General features: G+C 30.8%; 13 protein-coding genes and 1 riboswitch. Of the genes, 12 read left to right on the top strand and 1 reads right to left on the bottom strand.

Annotation, left to right across the window (positions count from 1 at the left end; translation table 11 throughout):
- Positions 1 to 303: 303 nt before the first annotated feature.
- From OW730_RS17000 to OW730_RS16975, 6 genes are all read left to right on the top strand, one after another.
- Positions 304 to 2100, top strand: coding sequence for a peptide ABC transporter substrate-binding protein (locus OW730_RS17000; protein WP_271225242.1), 1797 nt, complete (start codon positions 304 to 306; stop codon positions 2098 to 2100).
- A gap of 193 nt (positions 2101 to 2293) precedes the next feature.
- A complete protein-coding gene (locus OW730_RS16995) occupies positions 2294 to 2476 on the top strand; it encodes a hypothetical protein (protein ID WP_271225241.1) in 183 nt (60 codons plus the stop codon).
- 12 nt (positions 2477 to 2488) lie between these two features.
- On the top strand, positions 2489 to 3241 hold the full coding sequence (locus tag OW730_RS16990; protein WP_271225240.1) for an ABC transporter permease: 753 nt from the start codon (positions 2489 to 2491) through the stop codon (positions 3239 to 3241).
- Entirely contained in the window at positions 3241 to 4401 is a 1161-nt protein-coding gene (locus OW730_RS16985; RefSeq protein WP_271225239.1) for an ABC transporter permease, read from the top strand. The genes OW730_RS16990 and OW730_RS16985 overlap by 1 nt, the downstream gene beginning before the upstream one ends.
- A gap of 12 nt (positions 4402 to 4413) precedes the next feature.
- Positions 4414 to 5463, top strand: coding sequence for an ABC transporter ATP-binding protein (locus OW730_RS16980; protein ID WP_271225238.1), 1050 nt, complete (start codon positions 4414 to 4416; stop codon positions 5461 to 5463).
- A gap of 3 nt (positions 5464 to 5466) precedes the next feature.
- Positions 5467 to 6417 carry an ABC transporter ATP-binding protein gene (locus OW730_RS16975; RefSeq protein WP_271225237.1) on the top strand — a complete coding sequence of 317 codons (951 nt, stop codon included), beginning with the start codon at positions 5467 to 5469 and terminating at the stop codon, positions 6415 to 6417.
- A 52-nt stretch (positions 6418 to 6469) separates the two neighbouring features.
- Here OW730_RS16975 and OW730_RS16970 read toward each other — a convergent pair whose 3' ends face one another.
- On the bottom strand, positions 6470 to 6610 hold the full coding sequence (locus OW730_RS16970; protein ID WP_271225236.1) for a hypothetical protein: 141 nt from the start codon (positions 6608 to 6610) through the stop codon (positions 6470 to 6472).
- Between the two features lie 217 nt (positions 6611 to 6827).
- Positions 6828 to 6915, top strand: a riboswitch (cyclic di-GMP riboswitch).
- 145 nt (positions 6916 to 7060) lie between these two features.
- Between OW730_RS16970 and OW730_RS16965 the strand changes: the two genes are divergently transcribed.
- The 6 genes from OW730_RS16965 (at position 7061) to OW730_RS16940 (ending at position 15489) form a co-directional block, all read left to right on the top strand.
- The gene (locus tag OW730_RS16965; protein ID WP_271225235.1) at positions 7061 to 8953 is read left to right on the top strand and encodes a SpoIIE family protein phosphatase; all 1893 of its coding nucleotides are present in this window, start codon (positions 7061 to 7063) and stop codon (positions 8951 to 8953) included.
- A 16-nt stretch (positions 8954 to 8969) separates the two neighbouring features.
- Positions 8970 to 9350 (top strand): ATP-binding protein, encoded by a 381-nt coding sequence (locus tag OW730_RS16960; protein ID WP_271225234.1) that lies wholly within the window; start codon positions 8970 to 8972, stop codon positions 9348 to 9350.
- Between the two features lie 51 nt (positions 9351 to 9401).
- Positions 9402 to 11396: a methyl-accepting chemotaxis protein gene (locus OW730_RS16955; protein ID WP_271225233.1), complete on the top strand. Its 1995-nt coding sequence runs from the start codon at positions 9402 to 9404 to the stop codon at positions 11394 to 11396.
- Positions 11397 to 11407: 11 nt separating this feature from the next.
- Entirely contained in the window at positions 11408 to 11692 is a 285-nt protein-coding gene (locus tag OW730_RS16950; protein ID WP_271225232.1) for an STAS domain-containing protein, read from the top strand.
- A gap of 89 nt (positions 11693 to 11781) precedes the next feature.
- A complete protein-coding gene (locus tag OW730_RS16945) occupies positions 11782 to 13749 on the top strand; it encodes a methyl-accepting chemotaxis protein (protein ID WP_271225231.1) in 1968 nt (655 codons plus the stop codon).
- Between the two features lie 228 nt (positions 13750 to 13977).
- Entirely contained in the window at positions 13978 to 15489 is a 1512-nt protein-coding gene (locus tag OW730_RS16940; protein WP_271225230.1) for a sensor domain-containing diguanylate cyclase, read from the top strand.
- The last annotated feature ends 57 nt before the right edge of the window (positions 15490 to 15546 follow it).

Here is a 15546-nt window from a genome sequence, read left to right as displayed (position 1 = left end):
TTTCTACTAATTATATAGTAAAAATTTAAAATAGTAAACAAGGTGAAATTAGAATTGTTAGTTAACTTACTAAAATGTAAGTGGAAGAGAATTTATTATGTGGGAAAATTGTGGTATTATGTTATTACAACGTTGAACAAGCCCATGTTTAATGGATTTTAATGGAAAATGGCAAATGATGTCTTCCATTATGAATTTTATAATTCAAAAGTACATAGGGATATATAGATGTTTGTTTGTTAATTTTCAGAAAATTAAAATCAATGAATATGTGCTTGTTAAAAAATTTAAGGGGGCTAAAAAATGAAAAAAGCATTAAGTATTGTTTTAGCAATGGCGTTAACTGCTTCAGTTTTCGTTGGTTGTGGTAAGAATAACTCAGAAAACAGTGCAGCAAACAACGCTAAGACTAACACTGCTAATAGTCAAGCCGAAGAAACAAAGAACAACGAAGCGAAGGAAAATGAGGACAAGAAAACAGAAAACGCTGGTCCTACAGTATGGAGAGATGCAAAGGGTACTACAAAAACTCTTAACCCTCATACTTTAACAATGAAAACAGAGGTTGACATTTGTAAACTTATCGGTTCTTCATTTATTAAAATGGTATATGATGTAGAAAAGAAACAACCTGTATATGTACCTATCCATGCAGCAGAACTTCCAACAGTAGATGAGAGTGGAAAAGTATGGACAATTAAAATGAAAAAAGGATTAAAGTGGGCAGATGGTACTCCAATAAACGCTAACACTTATATCTACTCTGTTAAGATGGAGTTAGATCCAAAGTTAAAGAACTCAGGATCAGATTTGTATTTTGTTGACCTTCCTTTAGTAAATGCTAAAGAGTACTTCGAAGGAAACTGCGAATGGTCAGAAGTTGGATTCAAAGCTTTAGATGAGTATACTGTACAGTTTACATTAGCTAATGAGATTCCAGAAATCGACTTTATGAATAACTGTCAAATCTTCCCTGTTCATGAAGGTTTATATGAAGCTGGTATGAACGAAGATAGAACAGAGACAGACTATGGTACTGATATATCAAAAGTTGAATCATGTGGTCCATATGTAATGACAGAATGGATTAGAGACCAATTTAAATCATTCGAAAAGAGACCAGATGCTCAAACAGCTCCTTACTATACTCCAGATAGAATTGAGTTCAGAGTTATCGATGGATACGCTCAAGAATTCCAAGCTTTCTTAGATGGACAAGTTGAAGCAGTTTCAGTATTAGGTGAGAACTTTGATAAGTATGCTGACGATCCAAGATTAGTATATGATGAAGTTAACACTGTTTGGGGATTCTATGTAAACTCAGATACTCCAATTTCACCAGTTTTAAAAGATAAGAACTTAAGAAAAGCGTTATACCATGGTATGCCAAGACAATCAATTTCTAAAGGTATCTTTAGAACATTCAAACCAGTTGGAACAATGATTTCTTCAATTTGTATGGTTGATCCTGATAAAGGAACTAAGTACAAAGAAACTGAACAATTCAAAGCTTTCCAACCTGCAAATGAAGGTTCAGATGAAGCATTAGCAAAAGAATATTTCGAAAAAGCTTATGCAGCAAATGGAAACAAGCAAATTACATTTGAAGTAATGTACTTCGATAATTCTGAAACAATGAAGCAAATGGCAGAAGTTATGGAAGAAACTTTTGAGAACTTATTTGGTAGAGACAAAATAGATGTTCAATTAAAAGGTTCACCTGCAAACGTAGCTTACGATATGTACAAAGAAGGTAAATACGATATGGGTATTGGTGCTACTGGTCAAGATCCATTCAACCCATGGGCTTCTATGAAAGTTTATCATAGTACTTACCCAGAAAGAAACATCACTTATAAGAATGAAAAATTTGATGAATTACAAGAAAGATCTTCTGCTGGAGATTTAGCATTCAAGACTGACGAGAGAATTGCTGCTTTAGTTGAGATGGAAAAAATCTTATTAGAGCAAGTTGTATTCATCCCAGTATTCCAAAATAACCATGCAATCTTATACCAAGATAGAATTAATCTTCATGCTGAAGGTAATTTCTACCCAATTATTAAGTTTGCTGAATACCAATGTGATATCATAGAGTAATAACTTAACTTCATACAAGTGTTTAATGGGTTAACTATTAAACACTTGTATGAAATAAATTATCAATGAGAATAAACATACATAATAGTTTATTATTAATATTAAAGAACTTCTAAATAATAAAACAAGAGTAGATATTCACGTGTTCCCCGTGTTAATACATAGAGTATTTACTTGGAGAGGAGTTACATCAATGTTAAGATACATTTTTCAAAGAATAGTTGCAATGCTAATCACTTTGTTTATAGTAGTTAGTTTGTCATTCTGTATACTTCGTATGATGCCAGGAAGTTTTATCAGTGGTTCAGAGTTATCGCCAGAAGTTAAGGCGGCTATAGAGGCTAAATATCATTTAAATGAACCGATTATTGTTTAATATGGTTATTTTATGAAGGATTTTGTTAGATTAGATTTTGGTTTATCACTAGTTTTACAACCAAAAGTACCAATAACTAAAATGCTAGCTGATAAAATTCCAATAACAGTTCAATTAAACTTTTTCTCATTATTCCTTATGGTACCTATAGGTATGATATTAGGAGTAATAGCAGCGTTAAAGAAAAATAAAATGACAGACCATGTTATATCAACAATGGTTATCATGTTTATTTCAGTTCCATCATTCGTATTTGCCGCAGTAATGCAGTACTTTATAGGTTTTAAGTGGCATTTATTACCTTCTATGATTGAACCTGTAAGAGAATTAACATTTTCTAAGTTTATTTCAATGATACTACCAATATTAGCTCTATCTTTTGGTGGAATAGCAGCTATCGCAAGATATCTTAGAGCTGAACTTGTAGGAGCGTTGAACTCAGAATATATGCTTTTAGCTAAGTCAAAAGGATTAACTCAAGCTCAAGCGACTGTTAGACATGCTATTAGAAATTCATTTATTCCACTAGCGAATATTATAGTACCAATGTTTGTAACAATGATTGGTGGATCAATGGTTATTGAGAGAATATTCGGTATACCTGGTATGGGTAAGGTTATGATTGATTCTATTAATACAAAAGACCATACTGTAACAATAGCACTTATATTCGTGTATACGCTTATATCATTATTATCAGTACTACTTGTTGATTTATCATATGGTATAATTGATCCTCGTATTCGTATTGGAGGTAGAAAATAATGGATAAAGTCAAGGTTTATGATTTTGAGTTAAATGAGAATGAATTAGATTTAGAACAAAGTGATTTCGAACTACTTCAAAGTGACGTTGATATTAAAGATGAAGCAATTCAAGGAAAGCCAATTGGTTTCTTTAAAGATGCAATGATTAGATTTACAAAAAATAAAGCTTCACTAGTAGCTTTTGGTATAATCATGTTCATTATCTTTATGGCAGCTTTTGGTCCTAGTATGAATCATTTTACATTTAGACAGCAAAAACTTGAATGGGGATTATTACCTCCTAGAGTTCAAGGTTTAGAGAAGTTAGGAATAATGGATGGTACAAAAGTGATGGAAATCACAAAAGCTTCAATGAGTACAAGATTTGAAGGATGTATACTTGAAGTTATTGAAGAATATGATAAGCAATATAAAAATAAAACTATACCAATGGTTAAAGCAAAAATAGATTATTATAAATTTAAAGGTGCAGAAGATGTTTACTACTGGTTCGGTAGTGATAAACTTGGTAGAGATTTATGGACAAGAGTTTGGAGAGGTGCTAGAGTATCTCTGTTCATTGGATTTGTAGCAGCTATGGTTAACATGTTTATCGGTGTAATTTATGGTGCAATATCTGGTTACTATGGTGGAATGGTAGATATGTTAATGCAGAGATTTATCGAGATATTAGGTGGAATACCAATGCTTGTTGTAATTATATTATTTATAATGAACTTTGGTACTGGAATAATACCAATTGCAATGGCACTTGTTGTTACTGGATGGATTGGTATGAGTAGAATGATAAGAGCACAATTCTATAGATATAAAAGAATGGAGTATGTTTTAGCATCTAGAACAATGGGTGCTCAAGATAATAAGTTGATTTTCAGACATATACTTCCAAATGCAATTGGGCCAATCATAACACAAGTTACTCTTGCAATACCTGGTGGTATAGCTACAGAATCATTCCTTGCTTATTTAGGATTAGGAGTTCAAGCTCCAGAGCCATCAATCGGGGTATTATTATCAGAGGGACAGATATTATTATTAGATTTCCCTCACTATACTTTATTCCCTGCAATTATAATTTCGGCCCTAATGATAGCATTTAATCTGTTCTCAAACGGATTAAGAGATGCATTTGATCCAACCTTAAGAGGACAAGAATAGGAGTGATTGAATATGAGTAATAGAGAAAAAGTACTAGAAGTTAAAGATCTTTATGTTACTTTTAATACAATAGCTGGTAAAGTTCATGCGGTTAGAGGCGTAGATTTTGATTTATATAAAGGTGAAACTCTTGCTATAGTTGGAGAGTCAGGTTCAGGTAAATCTGTAACTACGAAAACTATAATGGGTATATTATCAAGAAACGCTAATATTGAGCGTGGAGAAATAATGTATGAAGGTAAAGACTTAACAAAGATTCCTGAAAACGATTTTGTTAAAGTTAGAGGATCTAAAATATCAATGATATTCCAAGATCCAATGTCTTCACTAGATCCAGTTATGAAAATAGGAAAGCAGATAACAGAGGCATTAATACTAAAAGAAAATACTACAAAAGAGGAAGCAAAGAAAAAGGCAATTGAGCTTATGAAAGCTGTTGGAATTCCACAAGCTGAATTAAGATATGAACAATATCCATTCCAGTTCTCTGGTGGTATGAGACAAAGAATAGTAATAGCAACTGCTTTAGCATGTGATCCAGATGTACTAATCTGTGATGAACCTACTACAGCACTTGATGTTACAATTCAATCTCAAATTTTAGAACTAATTAAAAAACTTCAAAAAGAACGTGGGTTATCAGTAGTTTTCATCACTCACGATTTAGGAGTAGTTGCTAACTTAGCAGATCGTGTTGCTGTTATGTATGCAGGTAAAATTGTTGAGTATGGTACAACTGATGAAATATATTATGATCCAGCTCATCCATACACTTGGAGTTTATTGGCTTCAATGCCTGATCTTAATACTAGTTCAAATGATGAGTTATATACTATACCTGGTACACCACCAAATATGATTTATCCGCCTAAAGGTGATGCTTTCGCAGCAAGAAGCAGATATGCAATGAAGATTGACTTTGAAAAGCAACCTCCAATGTATAAAATTTCTGACACTCACTATGCTGCATCATGGTTATTGCACCCTATGGCTCCAAAAGTTGAAATGCCTTCAATTCTGAAAAAACGTATTGAAGTACAAACTGGAAAGAGGGAGGCATAGATTATGAACAATACAAATCAAAAACCAGTATTAGAGGTTAAAAATTTAAAACAACACTTTTCTAGTGGTTTTGGTAAAAAGAAAGTTGTAGTAAAAGCTGTTGATGGAATTAGCTTTAATATAAATAAGGGAGAAACTTTTGGTCTTGTTGGTGAGTCTGGATGTGGTAAAACTACAACTGGAAGATCTATTATTAGATTATATGATCCAACTGATGGAGAAGTTTACTTCAATGGTAAATTAATTTCAGGAAAACTGCCAAAAAGAGAGTTAAGAGAAGTTACTAGAGGGATCCAAATGATTTTCCAAGATCCGATAGCTTCATTAAATCCAAGAATGACAGTTAAAGAGATTATTGGTGAAGGTTTAAAAATTAATAAGTTATGTAAAAATGAAGATGAAATGATGGAAATCATCTATGACATCTTAGAAACTGTTGGTCTTACTAAAGAGCATGCTGGAAGATACCCACATGAATTCTCTGGTGGACAAAGACAGCGTATTGGTATTGCAAGATGTATAGTAATGAGACCTGATTTAGTTATAGCAGATGAACCTATTTCTGCACTTGATGTTTCAATTCAAGCACAAGTACTTAATCTGTTAAATAAACTTAAAGAAAAATTAGGATTAACAATACTATTTATTGCACATGACCTTTCTGTAGTTAAGTATTTCTCAGATAAGATTGGTGTAATGTATTTCGGTAAGTTAGTTGAGTATGCAGATGCAGATGAATTATATAATAATCCATTACATCCATACACAAAATCATTATTATCAGCAATTCCAATTCCAGATCCTTTAACTGAAAGAAATAGAACTCGTATTTCATATAATCCTGCTGAAGTGCATGATTATAGTAAAGAGCAGCCTGAATTAACTGAAGTTAGACCAGGACACTTTGTATACCTTTCTAAGTCTGAAGTTGAAAAGTTACGTAAAGAATTATAAAATATTAATGAAAGACCTCTGTGGGAAGAAACCACAGAGGTCTTTTTGCTATTTAAATTTGAGGAAGTCCTTTTGTTGGCTCTTGCTTGTTGTGTTTAGGATTTCTATCTAATGGATATTTTGCATTAGATTTTCTTCTAGAATCATCATTATGTTCCCCGTTTGCTTTAGCGTTGCTTCTGCTTTTACTCATTATATCACTCCTTTCACATATTATTGTTTCCTTGAGTTATGGAATAATTCACTGCCACAATTTTTTACTTAAATAAAATAATTATTTGAAATAAATTGTGTGTTATGTAAAACAAAGTCTAAAATTTATAAAAATAGTCTAAAAGGGAAGAAATTTAGATGGATTTGTAGTATAATTGAATAGATTTATTGTTTTAAAATATTTTGATAATCAAAAATAACGATAATAGCAAACTTATGGAAACATAAGGACGCAAAAACATGGGTCTAAAGTACATTTTGTATTATGATTGCCAGTTTGCCGAATTAATTTTAATTAATAATAAGGCTAGCATAAAGCATAATGCAAAGATAAATATTTTTTAAAGTGTATGAAGTCCATAGAGACTCATTTTTTTTGCCTAAATTAAATGAAAACAAATATATATTAATAATGTTTGGAGTAATTTATATGAAAAAATTTAAATATGAGAATAAAATTAGAATCAAGATAACTAAGGCTATGATTTTATGTTCCTTTATCTTAGCACTATTAATAAGTTTACTGAGTGTATTTGTAAATTATAAATTTTTAGAGAAAGAAGCTAAAGAAAAGTTGACATTGCTTCCACAGAATTACTCAAATAACTTTAATTCAGATTTCAATCTGGTTGAAGGGTCTGTAAATGCATTGAAACATACTATATCAGCAACATTTGAATTGGAACACTTTAATTTTGAGGCAGATAATTACGTGAAAAAATATGAAAGAATAATGGAGTCTACAATTAAGGAATCAGCTGAAAACATAAGTAAAGAAACTGTAAATGGGATAAAGGCCGTTTATTTTACAATTAATCCGGAACTATCTGGAGAAGCCTATGAATATTGGTATGTATATCAAGAAGAAAAAGGTATATTTGAGATTGTAGATTCAGATTCTGATCCTCAACAACCATACATAAATGATTTTTTTCCCGAAAATAAAAATATGCAGTGGTACTATAATCCTATTATAAAGGGTAAAGGGGTTTGGAGTGACCCTTATGAAGAAGCAGATTTAAGTCTAAATATTATTTCATACACAGAAGCTATTTATAAAGATGATGTTTTAATTGGTGTTGTTGGAATGGATATAAATATTGATGCTATGAGGGATACAATTCAAAATATTAAAGTATATGAAACTGGCTATGCTTTTCTTGTTTGTGATGATTATCATATATTAATTCATCCCCAATATGATATGGAAGATAGTTTGAAAAATATTAAAAATGGAGAGCTTCAGGTTTTAATAGATGAGATAGAGAAGAATAGTTTTGGTGTAAAAAAAATAAATATAAAATCACGAGAAGAAATTTTAGGTTATTCACACTTGTCAAATGGTTGGATTTTATTTTTTTCAGCGCCATTAGATGAAGTCTATTCATTAGTGATTATGCAGATCTTTGTAAATTCCATAACGATATTTTCATCAGTATTTATAATTATTCCTATTGCACTACGAGTTGGAAAATCAATTTCAAAACCTATTGTTAAAATAACTGAGTTAATTAAGAATACATCGAAGTTCAATTTTGAAGATGATAAATCATTAGAAGCATTAAAAAATAATAGAGATGAAATTGGAGTTATGGCAAGAGAGATGTATTATATGAGAAAATACTTAAAAGAAACAGGGGTTCATAAGGCAGCTGAATTACAAAAGCAATATTTACAAAGAGTGTTTCCTATTCCTGAAAAAGCTAATATGGAAATACTTTATGTTCCCTCTAAAACAGTAAGCGGTGATTTCTTTCATTTAGAAAAAATAGATGATAGCACAGTGGTAGGAGTAATTTGGGATGTATGTGGTAAAGGGGTTACGGCTGCACTTAGTATATCTGCGTTTAATATATTGTTTAATAAAACATTGCTTAATACACATAAGCCTATTGAAATTTTAAAGTGCTTAAACACAAGAGTGAGTGAACTTCTAGGTGATGCATATGTTGCAGCATGTTGTTTTAGTTTTAATTTTGAAAAAAGACAAGCAGTAATTGCTGGAGCGGGTATCAGTGAGTATATATATTGGACACAAGAAAGAAAGTATGAAGAAAAAGTTGTGAAAGGTCCATTTTTGGGTATGTTTGAGGACAGCGTATTTGATCAAAAAATAATTGATTTTAAAACAGGAGATAAATTTTATTTTTTAACAGATGGACTTGATTTTATCTTGGAAAATGATAACCATAAAAAAAATTATTCTGAAATTTCATCTATAAAAGAATTTAAGGATTATGTAATGGAGTGCTTAAATACTGAGTTAGCTGAAACCGAAGGATTATTGGATGATAGTACAATGATAGCAATAGAAGTAAAATAAGAAAGGAGTGTGAAAAATGAAAAAAAATCAATTTATTATGTATGGGTTGACAAAGTACAAAGAAATTATAGATAAAATTATCAATGAGTTAAAAGCTTTCAATGATGGTTTTGAGATTAAATTGATACTTACAGAAGCTCTAACAAATGCTTTGAAGCATGGAAATAATGGAAATAGAGACAAGCCTATTTATTTAAGGTATAGTTATGACGATAATAAAGTAGTATTTGAAATAGAAGATTCAGGTGATGGATTTAAAAACCTAACTATTCCTAATGAACTCATAGATGAAACAACACTAAATGAGAATGGAAGGGGGCTATTCTTAATTAATTGCATTGCAGATAAGATTGAGTCAAGAAATAATGTTTTAATTATTGAAAAAAATCTATCATAATAATATTATTTGTATAAAAAATTAAAGATTAACTAAAGACGGAGGACTACAATGAAGTTAAGTTTAAAAACAAAGCTAGTAATGATGTTTGTAATTTTTGTTTCCTTACCACTTATAATACTTGGTATTATCTCAAGTATAATGACATCAAATGCTATGGAACACAAAACAGAAGAAGAATTAAGAGAATTGACGATGAAAGCAGCGGACGTAATAAATGAGGCTGTTTATTCTGTTGACAAGTATGTTCAGCTTTTAAGTCACAATGAAGATTTAGCACTAGCTGCAGATGGTGAAGAAGGGCTTGATTTAAAAGTTTATCAATATCTTTCAAAACTTCAGAAAGAAAACAGTGAACATATTGAATTATTAGTTGTTACTGATGCAGAAGGAAAAGGAATTATAAGTAATCGTACTGAAAAATATAATGAAGATTTAAGTGGAAGAGCTTATGTAAAAGACGCTTTAAATGGGAAGGCATCTCAAAGTGAAGCAATAATCTCAAAAAGTACAAATTTACCTGTTATTGCAATTGCATATCCACTAATATTAGAGGATAGAGTTGTAGGAACAGTAATTGGAACCATAAAATTTGAAAAAATTACGAACCATGTCTCAAAAATTAAAATAGGACAAAATGGATATGGATATATGGTTGATGAAAATGGGATACTTGTTTACCATCCAATAACAGAAAAAGTATTTAAAGAAAACTTAGGAAACACTGAAAATGAACAACTGAAAAGTTTAGTGAGTAAAATGAAGTCTGGTCAAACTGATCATGGGTATTATACATATGAAGGGGTAAAAAAATATGTATCTTTTACTCCCGTAAATAAGTGGAGTATTGCAATAACAGCTAATTATGATGAATATATGCTACCTGCTCATGAAATCAGAAAAGATACAATTATAATAATTATTGTTTCATTAATTGTTGCGATTATTTTAGTTTATTTTATATCAACAAAAAACATAATTAACCCTATAAAAGAGCTTGAAAAGTTAATGATTAAAGCTGGAAATGGAGATTTAACAGTTAAAGCAGATATAACAACAAAGGATGAAATTCAAACTTTAGGGGATAATTTTAATTTAATGATTGAGAATCAATGTAATATTATCAGGAATGTTCGAATGGGTGCTGAAGAGTTAGCAGCATCTTCAGAAGAATTATCAGCATCAACTGAAGAAATAAGTTCATCAACTGAACAAATTGCTGAAAATATACAAGAGGTTGCATCTAACGCAGACCTTCAAAATCTTTCAATAGTAGAAACTTCAGAAGTATTAGTTCAGCTTTCAAGTTCTATTCAGATAGCTCAAAATAAAGCTCTTACTGCAAAAAATAATTCTGAAAATACTACTAACGCAGCTGAAAAAGGAAGGGTTAAAGTTAAAGATACTGTGGAAGCTATAGAGAACATTAATAAAGTGTCATCTGAAACAGCTGAGATGCTGAAAGTGCTAAATGAGCTTTCAATAAAAGTGAGTGGTATTACTAGTACAATTAATAACATTTCAGAGCAGACAAATTTATTAGCTTTAAACGCAGCTATCGAAGCTGCTAGAGCCGGAGAACATGGGAAAGGTTTCACAGTAGTAGCAGATGAAGTAAGAAAGCTTGCTGAGCAAACAAGTTCAGAATCAAATGAAATTTCCTCATTGGTAATTGAAATGGTAATTCAAATTGATAAAGCTGTTCAATCAATGAATTATAGCAAAGAAGTAGTGGAAAATGGAGTAATTGTAGCCAATGAGACAGATGAATCTTTTATAAAAATTATTAATGCAGTTGAACAAATTGCAAAGGATATTGAGCAAGTTGTTGATGTTACAAATGATGAAGTGGCTAGCTCAGATCAAATAGTTAAATTGATAGATTCAGTTGCAACGATTACAGAAACTACAACAGCTAATAGTCAAGAGGTTGCAGCATCTGCTGAAGAACAGTCATCGGTGATTCATAACTTAGTAGCAAGTGCAGAAGAAACAAGTGCCATGGCAAACAATTTAAATAGTCTTGTTGAGAAATTTATAATTTGAGGTGAATATTAATGAAAGAAATTAATTTAGTGATACCAGAAAATTTTGCAGTAGATGAAGCGGCCGAATTCAGAGAAAAAGTTAATCATTTAATTATCGAAGGTGAAAAGAATTTTAAATTAGATTTTAAAAACTGTACGTTTATTGATAGTACAGGGCTTGGGGTATTAGTATCTATCTACAAAAAGTGTAAAGAGTTAAATGGGAGTTTTCATATCTATGGAGTAAATAATCCAAAAGTGATGAAGATTTTCAAACTAACTAGATTAGATAACGTGCTTCAAATTGAAAAATAGAGTTCATTTACGATAGGTAATTGTTTAAGTATTATGGTTTTAAATAATGTGGCATATAAAAAATATATATTGGTAAAAGGAGAAGTGTAATGAAAAGTTTAAAACAAAAGATAATGCTGCCGGTGTTGATGATAGCTGCAATAGGAATTTTATTATTGTCATTAATATCTTTTTCACAGGCAAGAAAAATAATCATTAATGATGTTGAACAGATAGCTGAAAGTAAAGTGGAGAAGTTAGTAACTCATTTAGATGATCAAATTCATGAGTGGAAGGTTGAGATGGAGTTACTTGGATCTTTTGAAGAGGTATCAAACTTTAATATTGATGGTTTGAAAAAGTTAATAAGTAGACATGAAAACAGATTTGAGGTTTTTGAACTACTCCTTATAGCAGATAAAAGTGGAAAATATCAAGCTACTAATGGAAAAAATGATGATATTAGCGATAGAGAGTATTTTCAGAAGGCAATAAAAGGGGAAGTTGTTGTATCTGAAGCCGTGATATCTAAATCTACTGGTAATCCAATTATAGTTATTGCTGCACCTATTCAAAGTCATAGTGGAGAGGTAACAGGTGTAGTTGCAGGGACTGTAAACTTACATGTGCTGACAGGTTTTGTTAATCAGGAAAAACTGGGTAGTACTGGATATGCATATATGATTGACGGTGAAGGAAGGGTAATGGCCCATCAAAATGACAAGTTGATCTTAAAGGAAAACTTCTTAAAAAATGATAGTAAGTCTCTTGTTAAGTTAACAGAAGTAATGATAACAGGAGCAAAAGGGGTTGAACATTACACCTATCAAGGTGCTAAAAAAATTGCTGCATACAATCCTTTAAAGACTAATGGATGGTCCGTAGCAATGACAACTTATGAAAATGAAGTGACTCAGGGAGTTTCAAAATTTAGAAATATTATTGCTATAATTGGGTTGAGTGTATTGTTGTTTATTGGAATAGTAGTGTATTTCATTGTGGGCAGGATTGTTAAACCTATTTCAAAAATGGCTGATATCACTAAAGAGGTAGCCACAGGTAATCTAAAAGTAAAAGTAGATTTTACTAGTAAAGATGAAATAGGTGTACTTGCTAATAATTTTAATAATATGACAGAAAATATGAGTAAATTGTTATCAGAAGTACGTGAGATGGGGACAACTGTAGCAAATACTTCAAATCAAATGATGACTGCAACAAATGAAGCTAGTAATATTTCAGAACAAATTGCAAATACAATTTCTGATCTTGCAAAAGGTGCTGCTGATCAGGCTCATTCTACACAAAAAAGCAGTGATATGGTAAATGATTTAATAGCAGGAGTTAATCAAATATCACAGAATACCAGTAATGCAGAAAAATTAACTTTAACTGCAAAAGATACAGTGGATGCGGGTATGGAAATAGTTGAATATCAAAAGATAAAAACTGTTGAAAATAAAGAGTCCTCAGAAAAGGTTGGTAGTGAAATATTAGCTTTATCAGAAAAATCAAATGAAATAGGGAATATAATAGAGTTAATAAGTAGTATTGCAGCTCAGACTAATTTGTTAGCGTTAAATGCAGCTATTGAAGCAGCTAGAGCTGGTGAACAAGGAAAGGGATTTGCAGTTGTTGCAGACGAAGTAAGGAAACTTGCAGAAGAGTCAAGTAATGCTACTGAAAAAATTAGTAATCTTATTACTGAAATACAGAATAGCGTATCAAGAGCAGTTGACCTAATGGATGCATCCAAAGTTATTGTAAGGGAACAAGAGAGTTCTGTGAACCAAACAGTTGATGTATATCAGGATATTTTAGATGCGGTAATAAATGTTTCTAATAATATGAAAGAGGTAACAGAGGCTTGTGTGATCTTAAATGAAAATTCAGCATCTGTTGGAGAAAACATCGATAACATTTCCTCCATTGCACAGGAAAATGCTGCAGGTGCTGAAGAGGTGGCAGCTTCAACTGAAGAGCAATCAGCATCTATTGAAGAAATTTCAGCTTCAGCAGAACAGCTTGCAGATATATCTAACAAGCTCGAGGACACTATAGAGAGATTTAAGATATAGCAAGATTTTAATACAATAATTAAGAAAAACGAAAGAATAAAGTTGAACAGGTTGATAAAATTTGTTCAACTTTTTTTATTCTCTTAAAGGGCTTTACTTTAAAAAATAGAGAAAAGTTAATTAACTGTTGAAATTTGTCAAAAAATAATAAATGATGTATAATAAAATTAATAAAATTAGTATGATTATAGTTGATTTTCTAACTATTAATGAAAGGGAAGGAGCCGCATGTTTTTACTAATTGTTATTTTTGTAATTATTATAATATTTTTATTAATTTATATTTTAAAACATAGAAGAGTTGAGAAAATATTAAAAGAAAAAAATGAAGAGTTGAAAAAGAATCAAGATTTATTAAGAAAAATTTTAAATACAATACCTAATCCTGTCTTTTATAAAAATATGAATTATCGTTATGTAGATGTTAATGATGCGTATTTGGAACATTTGGGTTTTAAAAAAGAAGATATTATTAATCAAACTGTTTTTGATATAAATCAAGGTGAGTTAGCTCAATCACATCACAAATTAGATGTTGATTTAATTAGAAATTCAAAGAAACAAACATATGAGGCAAAAGTAATATATGCTGACGGATTAGAACACGATGTGTTATTCTGTAAAGCTGCTGTTTCATCAGAACACAAGGGAGTAGAAGGTATAGTAGGGGTTATGCTTGACATAACAGAACGAAAAAAAATTGAAAATAGGGTTAGCAGACTATTAAAGGTCAATGAAGCCATGTTAGAGGTAAACCATTATATTATTGGAATGGATAATATTAAATTTATGTTTGACTTAATCTTAGAGAAAGCAATAGGTATTATAGAGAGTGCTAGATTTGGAAGTGTTTTGATATTAACAGAGGATGATAATTTAGAAATAACCGCGTTTAAAGGATACAATTCAGATAAAGCGAAAGAATTTAGTCTTCCTGTTAAACAGTCATTTCTTTGGTATAAAACTAAGGGGAGGATGGATAGAACAGTAATAATCAATAAAGATGACATGCAGGAAAATGATAAAGGTGTTGATATGGTGGCTAACACTCAGGGGGTTGAAATTAAGTCAAATATTATAGCGCCAATAATTATAAAAGGGAAATTATATGGTGAGTTAAGTATTGATAGTGAGTTTGAAAACGCGTTTAATGAGGAAGATATTGAAATATTAGAACATTTAAGAAGTAAAATTGAGATAGCAATAAGTAAACATAAAATGTATAAAGAAATTATGTATTTATCTAAATATGATAAATTAACCAATGTCTATAATAGAAGACACTTCGAAGATCTTTTTGATGAACAATTTAATCAAGCTCTAAGGTGTGATGGAAAATTTCATTTTGTTGTATTTGATTTAAATGGGCTTAAATTAATAAATGATACTTATGGCCATTTAGCAGGAGATGAGTATATTAGAACATTTGCAGGAAGGTTAAGTAGTGCAATAAATTCACCGGATTTTTTCGCCAGATATGGTGGAGATGAATTTGTAGCAGTTTTTTTGAAAGAAGATTATACTAAACTTAGAGAAAAATTAGAGAGTATTATTGCCGAGTTTAAAGCTGAACCAATAATATTTGAAGGAAATAGGATTATCTGTAGTTTTAGCTTTGGAATTGCTGCTTTCCCTAATGATGCTAAAACATATGAGCAACTAGTTAAAGTTGCTGATGAAAGAATGTATAAATATAAGGAAGAATATAAAAAAAGATTGTTAAAAATTAATCAGCATTAAAAGTAATTTATGGGCATATTGACAAAATGGGGATATTGAGGTAAGATAACGAAGGAC

Source organism: Oceanirhabdus sp. W0125-5 (assembly GCF_027938815.1).
GTDB lineage: Bacteria > Bacillota > Clostridia > Clostridiales > Clostridiaceae > Oceanirhabdus.
The sequence above is the reverse complement of the archived record's forward strand: the minus strand, read 5'-3'. Positions and strand labels throughout refer to the sequence as shown.

Coding starts and splice junctions, on each gene's coding strand:
- OW730_RS17000 (WP_271225242.1), top strand. CDS start 304: ATGAAAAAAGCATTAAGTATTGTTTTAGCAATGGCGTTAACTGCTTCA.
- OW730_RS16995 (WP_271225241.1), top strand. CDS start 2,294: ATGTTAAGATACATTTTTCAAAGAATAGTTGCAATGCTAATCACTTTG.
- OW730_RS16990 (WP_271225240.1), top strand. CDS start 2,489: ATGAAGGATTTTGTTAGATTAGATTTTGGTTTATCACTAGTTTTACAA.
- OW730_RS16985 (WP_271225239.1), top strand. CDS start 3,241: ATGGATAAAGTCAAGGTTTATGATTTTGAGTTAAATGAGAATGAATTA.
- OW730_RS16980 (WP_271225238.1), top strand. CDS start 4,414: ATGAGTAATAGAGAAAAAGTACTAGAAGTTAAAGATCTTTATGTTACT.
- OW730_RS16975 (WP_271225237.1), top strand. CDS start 5,467: ATGAACAATACAAATCAAAAACCAGTATTAGAGGTTAAAAATTTAAAA.
- OW730_RS16970 (WP_271225236.1), bottom strand. CDS start 6,610: ATGAGTAAAAGCAGAAGCAACGCTAAAGCAAACGGGGAACATAATGAT.
- OW730_RS16965 (WP_271225235.1), top strand. CDS start 7,061: ATGAAAAAATTTAAATATGAGAATAAAATTAGAATCAAGATAACTAAG.
- OW730_RS16960 (WP_271225234.1), top strand. CDS start 8,970: ATGAAAAAAAATCAATTTATTATGTATGGGTTGACAAAGTACAAAGAA.
- OW730_RS16955 (WP_271225233.1), top strand. CDS start 9,402: ATGAAGTTAAGTTTAAAAACAAAGCTAGTAATGATGTTTGTAATTTTT.
- OW730_RS16950 (WP_271225232.1), top strand. CDS start 11,408: ATGAAAGAAATTAATTTAGTGATACCAGAAAATTTTGCAGTAGATGAA.
- OW730_RS16945 (WP_271225231.1), top strand. CDS start 11,782: ATGAAAAGTTTAAAACAAAAGATAATGCTGCCGGTGTTGATGATAGCT.
- OW730_RS16940 (WP_271225230.1), top strand. CDS start 13,978: ATGTTTTTACTAATTGTTATTTTTGTAATTATTATAATATTTTTATTA.